Annotated in this window: 13 protein-coding genes; 4 read left to right on the top strand and 9 right to left on the bottom strand. The window is 68.9% G+C overall.

The window, feature by feature from the left end:
• Positions 1-43: 43 nt before the first annotated feature.
• The 7 genes from ACFV15_RS15170 to ACFV15_RS15140 form a co-directional block, all read right to left on the bottom strand.
• Entirely contained in the window at positions 44-1,156 is a 1,113-nt protein-coding gene (locus ACFV15_RS15170; protein ID WP_378351035.1) for an acyl-CoA dehydrogenase family protein, read from the bottom strand.
• Positions 1,153-2,346 carry an acyl-CoA dehydrogenase family protein gene (locus tag ACFV15_RS15165; RefSeq protein ID WP_378351034.1) on the bottom strand — a complete coding sequence of 398 codons (1,194 nt, stop codon included), beginning with the start codon at positions 2,344-2,346 and terminating at the stop codon, positions 1,153-1,155. The genes ACFV15_RS15170 and ACFV15_RS15165 overlap by 4 nt, the downstream gene beginning before the upstream one ends.
• Entirely contained in the window at positions 2,343-3,575 is a 1,233-nt protein-coding gene (locus ACFV15_RS15160; protein WP_378351033.1) for an acyl-CoA dehydrogenase family protein, read from the bottom strand. The genes ACFV15_RS15165 and ACFV15_RS15160 overlap by 4 nt, the downstream gene beginning before the upstream one ends.
• Positions 3,576-4,598, bottom strand: coding sequence for a phosphotransferase family protein (locus ACFV15_RS15155; protein ID WP_378351032.1), 1,023 nt, complete (start codon positions 4,596-4,598; stop codon positions 3,576-3,578). It lies immediately after the preceding gene.
• Between the two features lie 89 nt (positions 4,599-4,687).
• Complete coding sequence (locus ACFV15_RS15150) at positions 4,688-5,140, bottom strand: MaoC family dehydratase (protein ID WP_378351031.1); 453 nt, start codon at positions 5,138-5,140, stop codon at positions 4,688-4,690.
• Positions 5,141-5,144: 4 nt separating this feature from the next.
• Positions 5,145-5,906, bottom strand: a complete 762-nt coding sequence (gene fabG, locus ACFV15_RS15145; protein WP_378351030.1) for a 3-oxoacyl-ACP reductase FabG — start codon at positions 5,904-5,906, stop codon at positions 5,145-5,147.
• A gap of 58 nt (positions 5,907-5,964) precedes the next feature.
• Entirely contained in the window at positions 5,965-6,558 is a 594-nt protein-coding gene (locus ACFV15_RS15140; RefSeq protein WP_378351029.1) for a DUF998 domain-containing protein, read from the bottom strand.
• Positions 6,559-6,775: 217 nt separating this feature from the next.
• Between ACFV15_RS15140 and ACFV15_RS15135 the strand changes: the two genes are divergently transcribed.
• Complete coding sequence (locus ACFV15_RS15135; RefSeq protein ID WP_378351028.1) at positions 6,776-9,271, top strand: M14 family zinc carboxypeptidase; 2,496 nt, start codon at positions 6,776-6,778, stop codon at positions 9,269-9,271.
• 69 nt (positions 9,272-9,340) lie between these two features.
• Here the strand turns inward: ACFV15_RS15135 and ACFV15_RS15130 are convergent, their stop codons facing one another.
• A complete protein-coding gene (locus tag ACFV15_RS15130) occupies positions 9,341-9,580 on the bottom strand; it encodes a hypothetical protein (protein ID WP_378351027.1) in 240 nt (79 codons plus the stop codon).
• A gap of 71 nt (positions 9,581-9,651) precedes the next feature.
• Entirely contained in the window at positions 9,652-10,329 is a 678-nt protein-coding gene (locus ACFV15_RS15125) for a Crp/Fnr family transcriptional regulator (protein ID WP_378351026.1), read from the bottom strand.
• A gap of 255 nt (positions 10,330-10,584) precedes the next feature.
• Between ACFV15_RS15125 and ACFV15_RS15120 the strand changes: the two genes are divergently transcribed.
• From ACFV15_RS15120 to ACFV15_RS15110, 3 genes are read left to right on the top strand one after another with little or no spacing between them, the layout of a single operon-like run.
• Positions 10,585-11,487, top strand: coding sequence for a hypothetical protein (locus ACFV15_RS15120; protein ID WP_378351025.1), 903 nt, complete (start codon positions 10,585-10,587; stop codon positions 11,485-11,487).
• Between the two features lie 37 nt (positions 11,488-11,524).
• Positions 11,525-13,003 (top strand): hypothetical protein, encoded by a 1,479-nt coding sequence (locus ACFV15_RS15115; protein WP_378351024.1) that lies wholly within the window; start codon positions 11,525-11,527, stop codon positions 13,001-13,003.
• Positions 13,000-14,022: an AAA family ATPase gene (locus ACFV15_RS15110; RefSeq protein ID WP_378351023.1), complete on the top strand. Its 1,023-nt coding sequence runs from the start codon at positions 13,000-13,002 to the stop codon at positions 14,020-14,022. Before ACFV15_RS15115 ends, ACFV15_RS15110 begins: the two co-directional genes overlap by 4 nt.
• Position 14,023 lies beyond the last annotated feature (1 nt).

Here is a 14,023-nt window from a genome sequence, read left to right as displayed (position 1 = left end):
GGGTATGGCCGGTTAGAACCGGCCATACCACTCACGAGTCCACTTATGCGGGGAGGTTGATCAGGCCGGCGAGGGTCGCGCGGTGGCGGCCCGCCGTGCCAAGTGCGAGTTCGTCGCTCTTGGCGCGCTTGAGGTAGAGGTGGGCCGGGTGCTCCCACGTCATGCCGATGCCCGCGTGCAGCTGGATGGCCTCTTCGGCCGCCTTCACCGCGATGGGGGCGCAGCGTGCCTGTGCGACCGCGACCGCGACGGGGACGTCCTCGCTCGCCGTGGCGAGCGAGTCGGCCGCGTAGCGGGCGGCGGCGCGGGCGTTGACCACGGCCAGGTACAGGTCCGCCAGGCGGTGCTTCAGTGCCTGGAAGGAGCCGACCGGGCGGCCGAACTGGTAGCGGGTCTTGAGGTACGCCACCGTTTCGTTCAGGCACCACTCGGCCACGCCGAGCTGCTCGGACGCCAGCAGCCCGGCGGCCGTGGTCAGCGCGTGCTGCAAAGCCGCCGCGGCGTGCGAGGGACCGGCCACGAGACGGCCCGCCGCGCCCGAAAGTTCCACAGTGGACAGACGGCGCGTCAGGTCCAGCGAGGTCAGCTGGGTGAGCGTGACGGCCGAAGCCTCGACGGCGTAGAGCGCGGGGCCGCCGGCGCCGACGGCGGGGACGAGGATCACCTCGGCCACCGAGGCGTCGGCGACCGTGCCGACACGGCCGGTGAGCGTGCCGTCCGCCGCCACGGACACCGTCGACGGGAAGTCGCCGCCGGGCGCCGTCGTCAGCGGGACGGCGAGCGTGCCGATCAGGTCGCCGGAAGCCAGGCGCCCCAGCAGTTCCGTGACGACCTCGGACGACGTGTCCGCGCCGAGCAGTGCCGAGGTCGCGAGCACCGCGCTGCCGAGGAACGGGACGGGCGCGACGCTGCGCCCGAGTTCCTCGAGCACCACGGCGACCTCGCGGGCCGACGCGCCGTGGCCGCCGAGCTCCTCGGGGATCGCGAGGCCCGCGACGCCGAGGTCGGCGGCGAGGGTGCGCCACAGCTTCAGGTCGTACGGCTCGGCCGTCTCGGTCCTGGCGATCACCGCGGCGGGCTCGGCCTGGGCCTTGAGCAGGTCGCGGACGGACGCGCGGAGGTCCTCTTCAACTTCTGAATACAGCAGGTCGGTCATCGGGGGAGGTCCTTCCAGGCCACGTCCTTGTCGACGCGCGGTTCCGAGGGCAGGCCCAGCACGCGTTCGGCGATGATGTTGCGCAGCACCTCGGAAGTGCCGCCCTCGATGGAGTTGCCCTTCGCGCGGAGATACCGGTAGCCAGGGCCGCGCGCGGCGAAGTCGACGTTCTCCGGACGGCGCATCGTCCAGTCGTCGTAGGTGAGGCCTTCTTCGCCCATCAGCTCGATCTCCAGGCCGGATACGGCCTGGTTCAGCTCCGAGAACGCGAGCTTCGCGACCGAACCCTCTGGCCCTGGCGCTCCGGCGGCGAGCTGCTGGCGCAGGCGCGTGCCCACGAGGCGCAGTGTTTCGCCCTCGACCCACAGCTTCAGCAGCCGGTCGTGCAGCTCGGGAGTGCGCAGCTCGGGACGCTCACGCCACGTACGCGCGACCGGGGCGAGCAGGTGGCCTTCACGCGGGATCTCCATGCCGCCGATGGCGACACGCTCGTTCATGAGTGTGGTCTGCGCGACCTTCCAGCCCTCGCCGACCTCACCGAGCCGGTGCGCGTCGGGGATGCGCACCTCGGTCAGGAAGACCTCGTTGAACTCGGCCTCGCCGGTGATCTGGCGCAGCGGCCGCACTTCGACACCCGGCGCGTGCATGTCGCAGATGAAGTACGTCATGCCCTGGTGCTTGGGCACATCCGGGTCGGTGCGGGTCACCAGGATCGCGAACCTGGCCGCGTGCGCGCCCGAGGTCCACACCTTCTGGCCGGTGACGACCCAGTCGTCACCGTCGCGGACCGCGCGGGTGCCCAGTGCCGCCAGGTCCGAACCCGCGCCCGGCTCGGAGAACAGCTGGCACCACACCTCTTCGCCGGTCCACAGTGGACGCAGGAAACGCTCGCGCTGTTCCGGCGTGCCGAAGCGCAACACGGTCGGCGCGGCCATGCCCAGCCCGATGCCGATGCGGCGCGGGTTGTTGTCCGGCGCGCCGGCGGCCTTGAGTTCGGCGTCCACAATGGACTGCAACGCGCGCGGCGCGTCGAGCCCGCCGAGGCCGACGGGGAAGTGGACCCAGGCCAGGCCCGCGGAGAACCGGGCGTGCAGGAACTCCGAACGCTCGGTGGTCTTGGGGTCGTGTGCCGAAAGCAGGTCGCGGACGAGTCCGCGCACCGTCTCGGCGTCAACTGCTGTCGCGGTCATCGCTTGCCTTCCGTGCGGTACTTCTTCAGTTCGCGGTGCGCCAGCGAGCGCTTGTGCACCTCGTCGGGGCCGTCGGCGATACGCAGCATGCGCGCGCCGGACCACAGCTCGGCCAGCGGGAAGTCCTGGCTGACGCCGCCGGCGCCGTGCGCCTGGATCGCCTTGTCCAGGATCCACTCGACGGTGATCGGGGTCGAGATCTTGATGGCCTGGATCTCGGTGTGCGCGCCCTGGTTGCCCTTGGTGTCCATCAGCCACGCGGTCTTGAGCACCAGCAGCCGCTGCAGCTCGATCTTGACCCGCGCCTCGGCGATCCAGTCCTGCACCACGCCCTGCTCGGCGATCGGCTTGCCGAACGTCTCGCGCGACAGCGTCCGCTTGCACATGAGCTCCAGCGCGCGCTCGGCCATGCCGATCAGGCGCATGCAGTGGTGGATCCGGCCGGGGCCGAGCCGCGCCTGCGCGATGGCGAACCCGTCGCCCTCGCCCGCGATGAGGTTCTCCGCGGGGACGCGGCAGTCCTCGAAGACGATCTCGGCGTGCCCGCCGTGGTCGCCGTCGGTGTAGCCGAACACGTGCATGCCGCGCTTGACGGTCATGCCCGGCGTGCCGCGGGGGACCAGGATCATGCTCTGCTGCTTGTGCGGCGCGGCTTCCGGGTCGGTCTTGCCCATCACGATGAAGATCTGGCAGTTCGGGTTCATCGCACCGGAGATGAACCACTTGCGCCCGTTGATGACGTATTCGTCGCCGTCCTTGCGAATGCTGGTCGCGATGTTGCGCGCGTCCGAAGAGGCCACATCGGGCTCGGTCATCGCGAAGGCGGACCGGATCTCGCCTTCCAGCAACGGCTGCAGCCACTGCTTGCGTTGCTGCTCGTTGCCGAACATGGACAGCACTTCCATGTTGCCGGTGTCCGGCGCGGCGCAGTTCAGCGCGGTCGGCGCGAGCCGGGGGCTCATGCCGGTGATCTCCGCGAGCGCCGCGTACTGCAGGTTCGTCAGGCCCGAGCCATGCCCCCCGGCGTCACCGGGCAGGAAGAAGTTCCACAGCCCGCGCTTGCGGGCCTCGGCCTTGAGGTCCTCGGTGATCTGGACGGTGGACCACTCGTCCGAGCGCTCGGCGAGCTGCTGCTCGAAAACGGCTTCCGCCGGGTACACATGGGAATCCATGAACTCGAGGAGCTTGCCGCGCAGCTCCTCGGTCTTGGCGTCGTAGGCGAAATCCATTTACTTCTCCTCTTTGAGAATGTCGTTGCCATGCGTCACCAGCGGAACGACGCCGGCGCCGACGCCTTCGAACCCGGCTCCGACGGTCTGGCCCTTGCTGAAGCGGAAGTAGATGCCTTCCAAGATCACCGCGAGCTTGAAGAACGCGAAGCCCACGTACCAGTTGAGCGCCGAGACGTCGCGTCCCGACCGTGCCGCGTACCTGGCGACCACCTCGTCGGTGCTCGGATAGCCGGGCGCGGACGTCGCGTCGGACACGAAGTCCAGGTTGATCGCGCTGCGCTCGGCGTAGGCCACCATCAGCGCGAGATCGGTCAGCGGGTCGCCGAGGGTGGACATCTCCCAGTCCAGTACCGCGGTGACCCGGTCGCCGGAGACCAGCGCGTTGTCGAGCCGGTAGTCGCCGTGGATGATCGACGGCCTGCCCGAGACCGGGATCGACGCCGCGAGCCGGTCGTGCAGCACCTCGATCCCCGGCAGCTCACGGCTGCGCGAGCCGTCGAGCTGCTTCTTCCAGCGCCGCAGCTGCCGCTCCAGGAAGCCCTCCGGGCGCCCGAACTCGCCGAGCCCGACCGAGGCCGGGTCGACGGCGTGCAGGTCGACGAGCGTGTCGACCAGCGCGTCCGCGATCGCCCGCGTCCGGACGGCGCCGAGCGCCTCGAGTTCCGCCGCGGTCCGGTACGGCGTGCCCTCGACGAACTCCATGACGTAGAACGGCGCGCCGAGCACGTCCTTGTCTTCGCAGAGCAGCAACGCCTCCGGCACCGGCACGTTCGTCGGGTGCAGGCCCGAGATCACCTTGAACTCGCGCGTCATGTCGTGCGCGGTGGGCAGCACGTGCCCGAGCGGCGGGCGGCGCACCACCCAGCGCGACGACCCGTCGGTCACGACGTAGGTGAGGTTGGACTTGCCGCCCTGCACGACCTCCGCGCCGAGCTCGCCGTGGGCGAGTCCAGGGCGATGCGCGTCGAGGTACGCGCGTAGCTTGCCCAGTTCCAGACCCGGCGGGTCGGTTTCGCTCATCTGCCCCTCCTAGCTGCTGACGGACCAAAGGGTACCGACTGGTCGGTATGTCGTACAGGGCGGCGGTAGTTCAGTCTTCTTTTCGCAGGTCAGACAATCAGGCGGGCGACTGTCTCGGCCACGCAAGCGGGCTTGGACTCGCCGTCGATCTCGATCGTCCAGCGCACGACGGCCTGCTTGCCGCCGGGCACGTCGGTCAGCTCGACCAGCTCGGCGCCCGCGCGCACCTTCGACCCGACCCGGACCGGCTGCGGGAACCGGACCTTGTTGAGCCCGTAGTTGATGCCCATCTTCAGCCCGTCGACCGAGTAGAGGTCCTTGGCGAACATCGGGATGAGCGACAGGGTCAGGTAGCCGTGCGCGATGGTCCCGCCGAACGGGCCCGCCGCGGCCTTCTCCTGGTCAAGGTGGATCCACTGGTGGTCGTCGGTGGCGTCGGCGAACAGCTGCACCCGCTCCTGGGTGATCGTGTGCCATTCGCTGTGGCCGAGCGACTCGCCGACCATCGACGAGAACTCTTCGATGTCAGAGAACACGCGCATGGGCTCAGTCCTTCGGTCCGCCGGCGACATAGATGACCTGGCCGGAGATGAACCCGGCGCCCTCGCTGACCAGGAACGACGCCAGGTTCGCGATGTCGTCCGGGGTGCCGACCCGCTGCACGGGGATCTGCGACGCGGCGGCGGCCTTGAAGTCCTCGAAGCTCATGCCGACACGCTCGGCGGTCGCCGCGGTCATGTCGGTGGCGATGAACCCCGGCGCGATCGCGTTGGCGGTGACACCGAACTTGCCCAGCTCGATCGCGAGGGTCTTGGTGAAGCCCTGCAGACCGGCCTTGGCGGCGGAGTAGTTGACCTGGCCGCGGTTGCCCAGCGCGGAGGTGCTGGACAGGTTGACGATCCGGCCCCACTTCTCCTGGGTCATGTACTTCTGGACCGCGCGGGTCATCAGGAACGAGCCGCGCAGGTGCACGTTGATGACCGAATCCCATTCGAGCTCGGTCATCTTGAACAGCATCGCGTCGCGGGTGATGCCCGCGTTGTTGATCAGCACGGTCGGCGCGCCGAGCTCCTCGGCGACCTTGGTGACCGCCGCTTCGACCTGGTCGGCGTCGCTGACGTCCAGTGTGGCGCCCACGGCCTTGCCGCCTGCGGCCTTGATGTCCTCGGCGCCCTGCTTGACCCCGGCCTCGTCGAGGTCGAGCAGCCCGACGGCGAATCCGTCGGCGGCGAGCTTCTTCGCCACCGCCGAGCCGATGCCACGGCCTGCGCCCGTGACGATCGCGACGCGGGAGGGGGACTCGGTCACAGCGGACCTCCTCATCGTTGAGAAATACGTCTGCCCAGTAGACATGCTGAGCGGTCGCTTAGGAAGGTACCGCCAGCTCGCCCGCCCCGGCTGTGGCGTGGGTCATATCCAGCCGAATGGGCGCTATCAGCGTCCCGATCGCGAGCAGGCCGGTCAGCGCCATCAGGCGTTCGACCAGGCCGAGCGGGATGAGCGTCCACCACGGCCCGGCGCCGGTGGCCGAGTAGGCGATGGCGCCGAGGATGACGGCGAACCAGAGCAACGCGCCGACGGCGAGCGCCTGCGAGAGCCGCCGCCTGCCGGGTGAGCGCGGGAAGACCGTCCGCGCGGCCAGCAGCACCGCGATCGGCAGGCACACGAACGCGACCACGCTCGCGACGCGGTGGACGGTGCCACCCGCGCTCGGGCCGACCGCCCAGTTGTGCTTCGGGAAGATGATGATCAGCAGCAACGCGCCGGTCCACAGTGCACTGAAGACCGTGGCCGCGGAGCGCAACGGCAGTCTGCGTCCCCGGATCAAACCGGCGAAACCGGCGGCCGAGGCGAGCGCGATCACCAGCACGGCGGTGTCGAAAAGCCACTTGTTCGGCCCGAGCGCGTACTCGCTGATGGTGCGCCGGATCGGGCTTATCGCGTTGGAAGGTGGCAGCACTTGCAGTAGCAGAACGATTACCGCACCACCGAAAAGGCCGAGCAGCGGTAACACCGAAGCGGGTTTCGCGACTTGACGAATCATAGGTTTTCCAGGGTAGCGCCGGTGATGTGAAGCGACTGCGACTTGTGGCGGTGGCTTCGTTTCCTTCCGGCGGCTAATGTCGCCAGGCTGGCGTGCGCGAGGTCACGTCGGCCAGGTTCAAGGAGGTCAGGCTGTGGGGAAATCACCAAGGCGCAGACAGCTGGGGTTCACGGCGGTGGCCGTGTCCTTGGCGGGTCTCGTCGTCGCGCTGCCGTCGTCGACGGCGAACGCCGCGGACAACGTGGTGCGCGCGGACCGTTCGGTGGCGCGGTCGTGTTTCGGCTCTGTGCTGGGCAGGAACGCCAGTGGGGCCGACAAGCGTGAAGTGACGTCCACCGTGGACGGTCTGGTCCAGGCCAGGCTCAAGCCGTCCAACGGTCCCGAGGGGGACTGGGACATCGCCGTGTTCGACAAGGCGACCGGCGCGGTGGTCGCGGCTTCGGCCGCGCTGCGCACGCATGAGCTCGCCGAAAGTTTTGTGAAGAAGGGCCAGCAGCTCGTCGTGCAGGCCTGCCGCTATTCCGGCGACGCGCGTACCGCCGTGGTGGGCGTCGATTTCCTCGCGCTCACCCCGCAGGGCACACCGACCGGCTCGCCGCCCGCGGCCCAGCGCGCCGAGATGGTCCGGGTCGAGACGCCGGCGAAGAAGGACAAGGACCGGCTGATCCGCACCGGCTTGGATGTCACCGAGAAGGCCGACGCGACGAGTGTCGACGTCATCCTCGCCAACGACGCCGACCGGAAGACGCTGGCGGACAACGGTTTCAAGTCCACGGTGATCGAGCCGGACCTGTCGGCGAAGTCCATCGCCAACGCGCAGGCCGACCGTGAGGCCGCCGCGCGGTCCGCGGGGTCGACGTTGCCGTCGGGGCGCACGAGCTACCGGCACCTCTACGACTACCAGTACGAGATGAAGGAACTGGCCCGCAGGAACCCTGGCTTGGTCAACGCTTTCACCATGCCGAACCCGACGTGGGAAGGTCGTGACGTCGTCGGGCTGGAGATCGCGACCGACGTCGCGAACATCGCCGACGGCAAGCCGGTCGAGTTCCTGATGGGTGTGCACCACGCCCGTGAGTGGCCCGCCGGTGAGCACGCGATGGAGTGGGCTTACGAGCTGATCAACGGCTACCGCGCCAACAACGCGGAGATCAAGGGCTTGGTCGGCAAGACGCGCAACATCGTCGTCCCGATCGTCAACCCCGACGGCTTCGAGATCTCGCGTGAGGCCGAGCCGAAGGGTGACTTCACCCGTTTCGACTACGAGATGAAGCGCAAGAACTGCAACGTGAACGACTCGCCGAAGGAGTTCACGACCGGGGTCTGCAAGGCGAACCCGGCAGGCCGTGAGCGCGGCACCGACCCGAACCGCAACTACGCGGGCTTCTGGGGCGGCGCTGGCGCGTCGACGCTGTGGCGCAGTGACACCTTCCGCGGCGCGGGCCCGTTCTCGGAGCCGGAGACGCAGAACGTGCGCGCGATCGTGTCCAGCCGTCAGGTGACCAACCTGATCACGCTGCACACCTTCTCGAACCTGGTGCTGCGCGTGCCGGGCGTCGCCGACGTCCGCCCGCCGCTCGACGAGCCCGCGTACAAGGCGCTCGGCGACAAGATGGCTTCGCGTAACGGTTACAAGAGCCAGCCGTCCTGGCAGCTGTACGACACGACCGGCAGCACCGAGGACTGGTCCTACTTCGCCACCGGCGGTTTCGGCTTCACGTTCGAGATCGGCAACGTCGAGTTCCACCCGCCGTTCCAGCAGGGTGTCGTCGCCGAGTACACCGGTGTCGCTCCGGCGGCGGGCGCTGGCAAGGGCGGTAACCGCCAGGCCTTCGTCGACATGCTCACGAACGCGGCCGACCCGTCGGCGCACTCGACGCTGATCGGTTCGGCGCCGAAGGGCTACGAGCTCAAGCTGCACAAGACGTTCCAGACGCCGACCTCGCCGGTCGTCCAGCCGGACGGTTCGACGAAGCCGCCGATCTACGTCAAGGACACGCTCGACTCGAAGTTCACCTCGACCGGTGGCCGTTTCGCGTGGGCCGTCAACCCGTCGACCCGCCCGTACGTGGCCGGTCGCTACGGCCGCGACCCGCAGGGCCCGGCGCAGACCGGCTTCGCGGTGACCAACCCGCCGGGTGTCCCGCCGATCAACACCGACTACCCGAATGACCCGAACGTGGAGAGCTTCACCTTCCACGTCGACGGCATGCCCAAGGTGGACAACGGCAAGTTCTCGGTCAACGTGAACTGGGCCAGCCCGGACACCGACTGGGACCTGTACGTCTACGACGCGGCGGGCAACCTGGTGACGTCGTCGGCCAACGGCGGCACCACCTCGGAGCACGCGACCATGTTCGACCCGCCCGCGGGTGACTACAAGGCCGTGATGGTGAACTACGCGCAGGCCGACCCGGCCAAGACGGACGACTGGACCGGCGACGTCTCGTTCGCCTCGCCGATCCCGCCGACCTACGGGCCGAAGGAGGCGTACCAGCTCACCTGCACGTCGCGCAGCGGCAAGCTCGTGGGTATCGCCGACGTCTACGTCGACCGCGGCCAGACGGTCGATGTCGGCGAGGTCTGCACCCGCTCGGCCCGCGTGAGCAAGGAACGCGGCATTCGTTAGTCCACAAAGGACATAAGAGAACGGGTCCGTGTACCCCCCTCGGGTACACGGGCCCGTTTCGTCGTTCGCTCACCTTTCTTCCCGCTCGCTGCCGAGACGCACCGCCCATCGCCAGCCCGAGTAGACGCCGACGGCCGAGCCGAAGATGGTCAGCAGCATCGCGAAGGCGACCGCGCCGTCGAGGTTCGCCATGGTCAGCAGCACCAGCACGGCCCAGATCTGCACGCAGGTGAACGGGATGACCAGGCCGGCTGCGTAGACGCCCCGGCGCCAGCGGACCGGCTGTGGTGCGGGGAGAAACGGTTCCATAGGTCCCCTCCTTGGATGTCGGCTTCCAGGAAACCGCAGGGAGGTGACCGGGTCTGCGTCACCTGACACACTCAGCGCGCGAGGCGCTGAAGTTCCGCCAAACGGTGGATGGTGACCTTGCGCCTGCCTGTGCTGATCAGGCCCTTTGACCGGAGCTCACGCAAAACCCGTCCCCACGATTCGCGTGAGGTCGCGGCCGTCGACGCCAGCTCCTGCTGGGTGGCGGGCGTGTCTATCTCGATGCCGTGCACGGTGTGCCTGCCGTGCTGGACGGCCATCTCCAGCAGCAGCGCGACCACCCGGCTCATGGTGGTGCCGCCCCCGCCGTAGTCCACCCACTTGCTGCCCACGTCGCGCAGGCGTCCCGCCAGCACCACCGACAACGTCCAGCTGAGCTTCGGCTCCTTCTGGCACAGGGTGACGAACCTCGGCCCCGACATGGTCAGCACCTCGACCGTGTCGAGCGCCTCGACGGTCGCCGAACGCACCCCGTTCTCCATCGCGGCCATCTCGCCGATGACGTCACCCGTGCTGCGCACGGCCACGACCACCTCGCGGCCGTCGGTCTCGCCGGTGCCCGAGGTGACCACTTTGACGTGCCCGGACAGCACGATCACCACATTGCTCGCCGACTCACCCTGCCTGCACAGGAATTCACCGGTCGCGAAGGTGCGGCGGGTGGCTATCCGCTCGATCGCGCCTCGTTCCGCGGGCCCGAGCCTCGCCCAGAACCGGTCCGCACCCTCCATGGGTACTAAGACTGCGGAACCGGTGCGGTTCGCACAACTGTGATCACCCACCTGCGAGACCTAGGCCGTGTCTGGCGGCTCAAGTTCGCGGTCTTCGCGCCCAGGCGGCCCCTGACGCCCGCGGGCGATTCACCCGAGTACAACCCGGTACGAGGGCGAATCGCCCGCACCGCCAGGAACCACCTGGATCACGAAGCCCATCGAACAGATCCACCAGACACGGCCTAGAGTTAGCTCCGGAGGCGGGGAGGGAAGTTGCTTTTCGAAAGTGATAACCAGTATCGCACGATTGTCGTCGTCGACATCGCGAAGTTCACCGACCCGGCGCGCACCGGTTTCCATCAGCGCGCGATCCACGAAGGCCTTTACGACATTCTCCGCACGGCCTTTGACGAAGCGGCCGTCCATTGGAAGGAAGCTCGCGCCGAAGATCGCGGCGACGGCGCGATCATCCTGGTCAGACCGGAATTCCCCAAGCTGCTGCTGGCCGAGCGGCTGCCGGAGCGGCTGCACGCGGGACTGCGCAGGCACAATGCGAAACACGCCGAGGAAGCCCGTTTCCAGCTGAGGGTCGCCTTGCACGCGGGTGAGATTCACGAAAACGAGAACGGGCTCGTCAGCCCGGCACTCAATCTCGCTTGCCGTCTCGTCGACGCACCCCGCGCGAAGTCGGCTTTGCGCGTCACCGGCGCAATGCTCGCCATCGTCGCTTCGGAACTCTTTTACGAAGATGTGATCCGGCACGAACCCGGCGCGGACCCCGAGGCCTATCGCGAGATCGACGTTTCGGTGAAGCAGACCCAGGCGCGCGCCTGGCTTCGTCTTCCCGGCACGACCGTCCCCGACGAGGACGAGCCGGAACCCCTTCCGGTCAACGGACTTTTCGAAGTGGTGGAAGCGCTTCTCGCCGTCCCGTTCATCGCGGACGAAACGGGCCGCCGCGAGCTGCTCGACGTTTTGCGCCCGGACATCCGCGCCACCGTGCCCTACCACTCGCGCGCCAGGCTGCACGTCATCGCGATGGTCCGGACCTGTGAGGGCCACGACGACGGCCTCACCGAACTCGTGACGGCGGTCCGAGGTCTCGAAGGGGACACGCCCGCGGTACGCCGTCTGGTGGATGTCGCGCGGAGACGGTTGTCCAACGGGAACCACTGAGATATCCCAGTAGTCCGCTGAAACAGCTGGAGGGGCCGTGGCAGTTGGCGTCGGGCCGGACCGGCACGGCTGGCGTGCGCTGGTCGACACCCTCGAACAGGTGCCGGTGCTGCGCGATCCCGGCGGACGGCGGCTCTGCCTCGACCTGCTCGACGATCATCTCGGCTTCGCCTTGCAGGTGCCCGAATCCAACGCGACCCGGCTGCACCTGTTCCACATCCTCGTGGCGTGCAAGCGCCAGCATCCCCGCGCGCTCGGGATGCTCGCCAAGGTGCTCAACGACGTCGAACCCGGCTCGCCCGCGGTGCGCCGGGCGTGCCAGGCGCTCGACGACATGTCCGCGCTCGACCTCGTGCCCGAACGCGCGCGCGACGAGCTGCTCGGGCTGATCTCGGGGATGGCCGAGGACCGGCTGGTCGACTTCGTGCACGCGGCGGTCGGCCCGGTCGCGGCGGAGCTGGCGATCGACCATCAGCGGCCGGAGGAGGCGCTGGCCTTCCTGGAACAGGTGAACGCGCGCCCGGACGGGGTGCCGCCGCTGCTGGTGTTCGTCGAATACCTCGCGCGGCATCTCGGCGATCAGCGGTGCGAGCAGCTGCGCGAATGGAACGACCGGCAGGCGAACCGGATCGGGATCGCCGAGAAGATGCGCGCGCTGCGGCTGGAGCACGCCGAGCCGGTGCCGCGCGGCGGTGACCTGATGGCCTACCTGGTGATCAGGATGGAACGCGACCTGCTCGACGCCGACCGGTACACGCTCACCCACTGGCGCCAGGTCGATCTCGGCGGCTGGCATCCGTTGCGCGGCGACAGCTTCGCGGGTGACATGGACGAGATCCGCAGGCATGTGGCCGAGTTGATCGCGGACGCCGAAACGGGCTGGGCGCAGGACGCGGCCAATGTGCGCGTCGAGTTCCTGCTCCCGTTCGAACTGCTCAATCTGCCGGTGGACCAATGGGATCTCGAGTCCGGCAGCGGCCTGCCGCGTCCGATGGGCCTTTCGTACCAGGTGGTCGTCCGCAGTCTCGACCGGGCACGCGCCCCGCGCTGGCATCGCGAATGGCGGCGGCGGTGGACGCTGCTCAAGGAGATGCGCCCCGGCGCGGAGATGACCGACCATTGGCTGTGGAGCGAGGCGGCGAAACCACGGCAGCTGACCGGACTCGAGGCGAGGCTCGCGATCGAGCGTGACGTGCTCTCGCTGGTGCTGCGGACGCGGCCTGCCGACTCCGAGCTGAGCGAGGTGCTCGTCGGGCTGCGCACGGGCATCCCGGTGATGGTGTGGTCGCGCGCGGACGGGCCGAGGTCCGCGTTCGAGGCCGCCGTCCGCGAGATGCAGGCGGATCTGGGCGCGCTGCCCGAACAGGCGCGCCGGTTGCGCAGCAGGGCGAGCCAGTCCGCCCGCCCGCGCAGTCATGTCGGGAACCGGGTCACCGTGCTGTGGGACGACCCGGAGCGCACCGTCGAGCCACTGGATCCGCCGGAGGCTCCGCAAGAGGAGGGGACGGCGTCGTGAGCGGCGACCAGAAGCCGGCGTGGTGGATCTATCAGGGAACCGGCCTGCCGCGTGCCGAACGCGACCTGCCGGCCGTGCTGCCCGCGCCACCCGGCTGGCGCAGTTTCGACGGCGGCCCGGCGCTGCCCCCGCCCGCCGAGCACGACGGCGAGTTCCATCGCAGGCTCGGCGCCGCGTCGCCGGTCAGCGGCATCAAGGCGACGCAGGACGAGCTGAACATGGTCAACGCCGCGATCTATCTGCGGCGTCCGCTGCTCGTCACCGGGCGGCCCGGCACCGGGAAATCCAGCCTGGCGTACAAGATCGCGCGGGAACTGCGGCTCGGTCAGGTGCTGCGCTGGCCGATCACCAGCCGCAGCGCCGCGCGGGACGGGCTCTGGGAGTACGACGCGATCGGCCGCGTCCAGGCGACGGCGGGCGGCTCCGGCGAGGCGGGCATCGGCGACTTCGTGCAATTGGGCCCGCTCGGCACGGCGTTGCTCCCCTACGACCAGCCGCGGGTCCTGCTGATCGATGAACTTGACAAGTCCGACATCGATTTGCCGAACGATCTGCTCAACATTTTCGAGGACGGCGAATACGATGTCCCGCCGCTCGTGCGGGTGGCGGCGACCGAGCCGGAGGTCAGCGTCTTCACGGCGGACCGGGGTGAACGGGCGACCGTGCGCGAAGGCCGGGTCCGCTGCCGCGCCTTTCCGATCATTGTCGTGACCAGCAACGGGGAACGCGAGTTCCCGCCCGCGTTCCTGCGCCGGTGCCTGCGGCTCGACATGCGCGCGCCCGGCATCGAGCAGCTCGTCACCATGGTCTCCGCGCATTTCCCCGGTACCGAGGTGCAGCACGGCACGGAGCTCGTCCGCGCCTTCGTCGACCGCAGCACGCGGGAAGGCGGCTTGGCGGCGGATCAGTTACTGAACGCGGTATTCCTCGCCACTTCGGGTGCCTTCCAGCAAGATGAAAAGTGGGATCTGCTGCGCGACGCGCTGTGGCAGCGGCTGGGGGCCGCGGAAACGGACTAGC

The sequence above is a fragment of the Amycolatopsis sp. NPDC059657 genome, assembly GCF_042734395.1.
GTDB lineage: Bacteria > Actinomycetota > Actinomycetes > Mycobacteriales > Pseudonocardiaceae > Amycolatopsis.
Note: the sequence above shows the minus strand (reverse complement) of the source record. Positions and strands in the feature narration are given on the sequence as shown.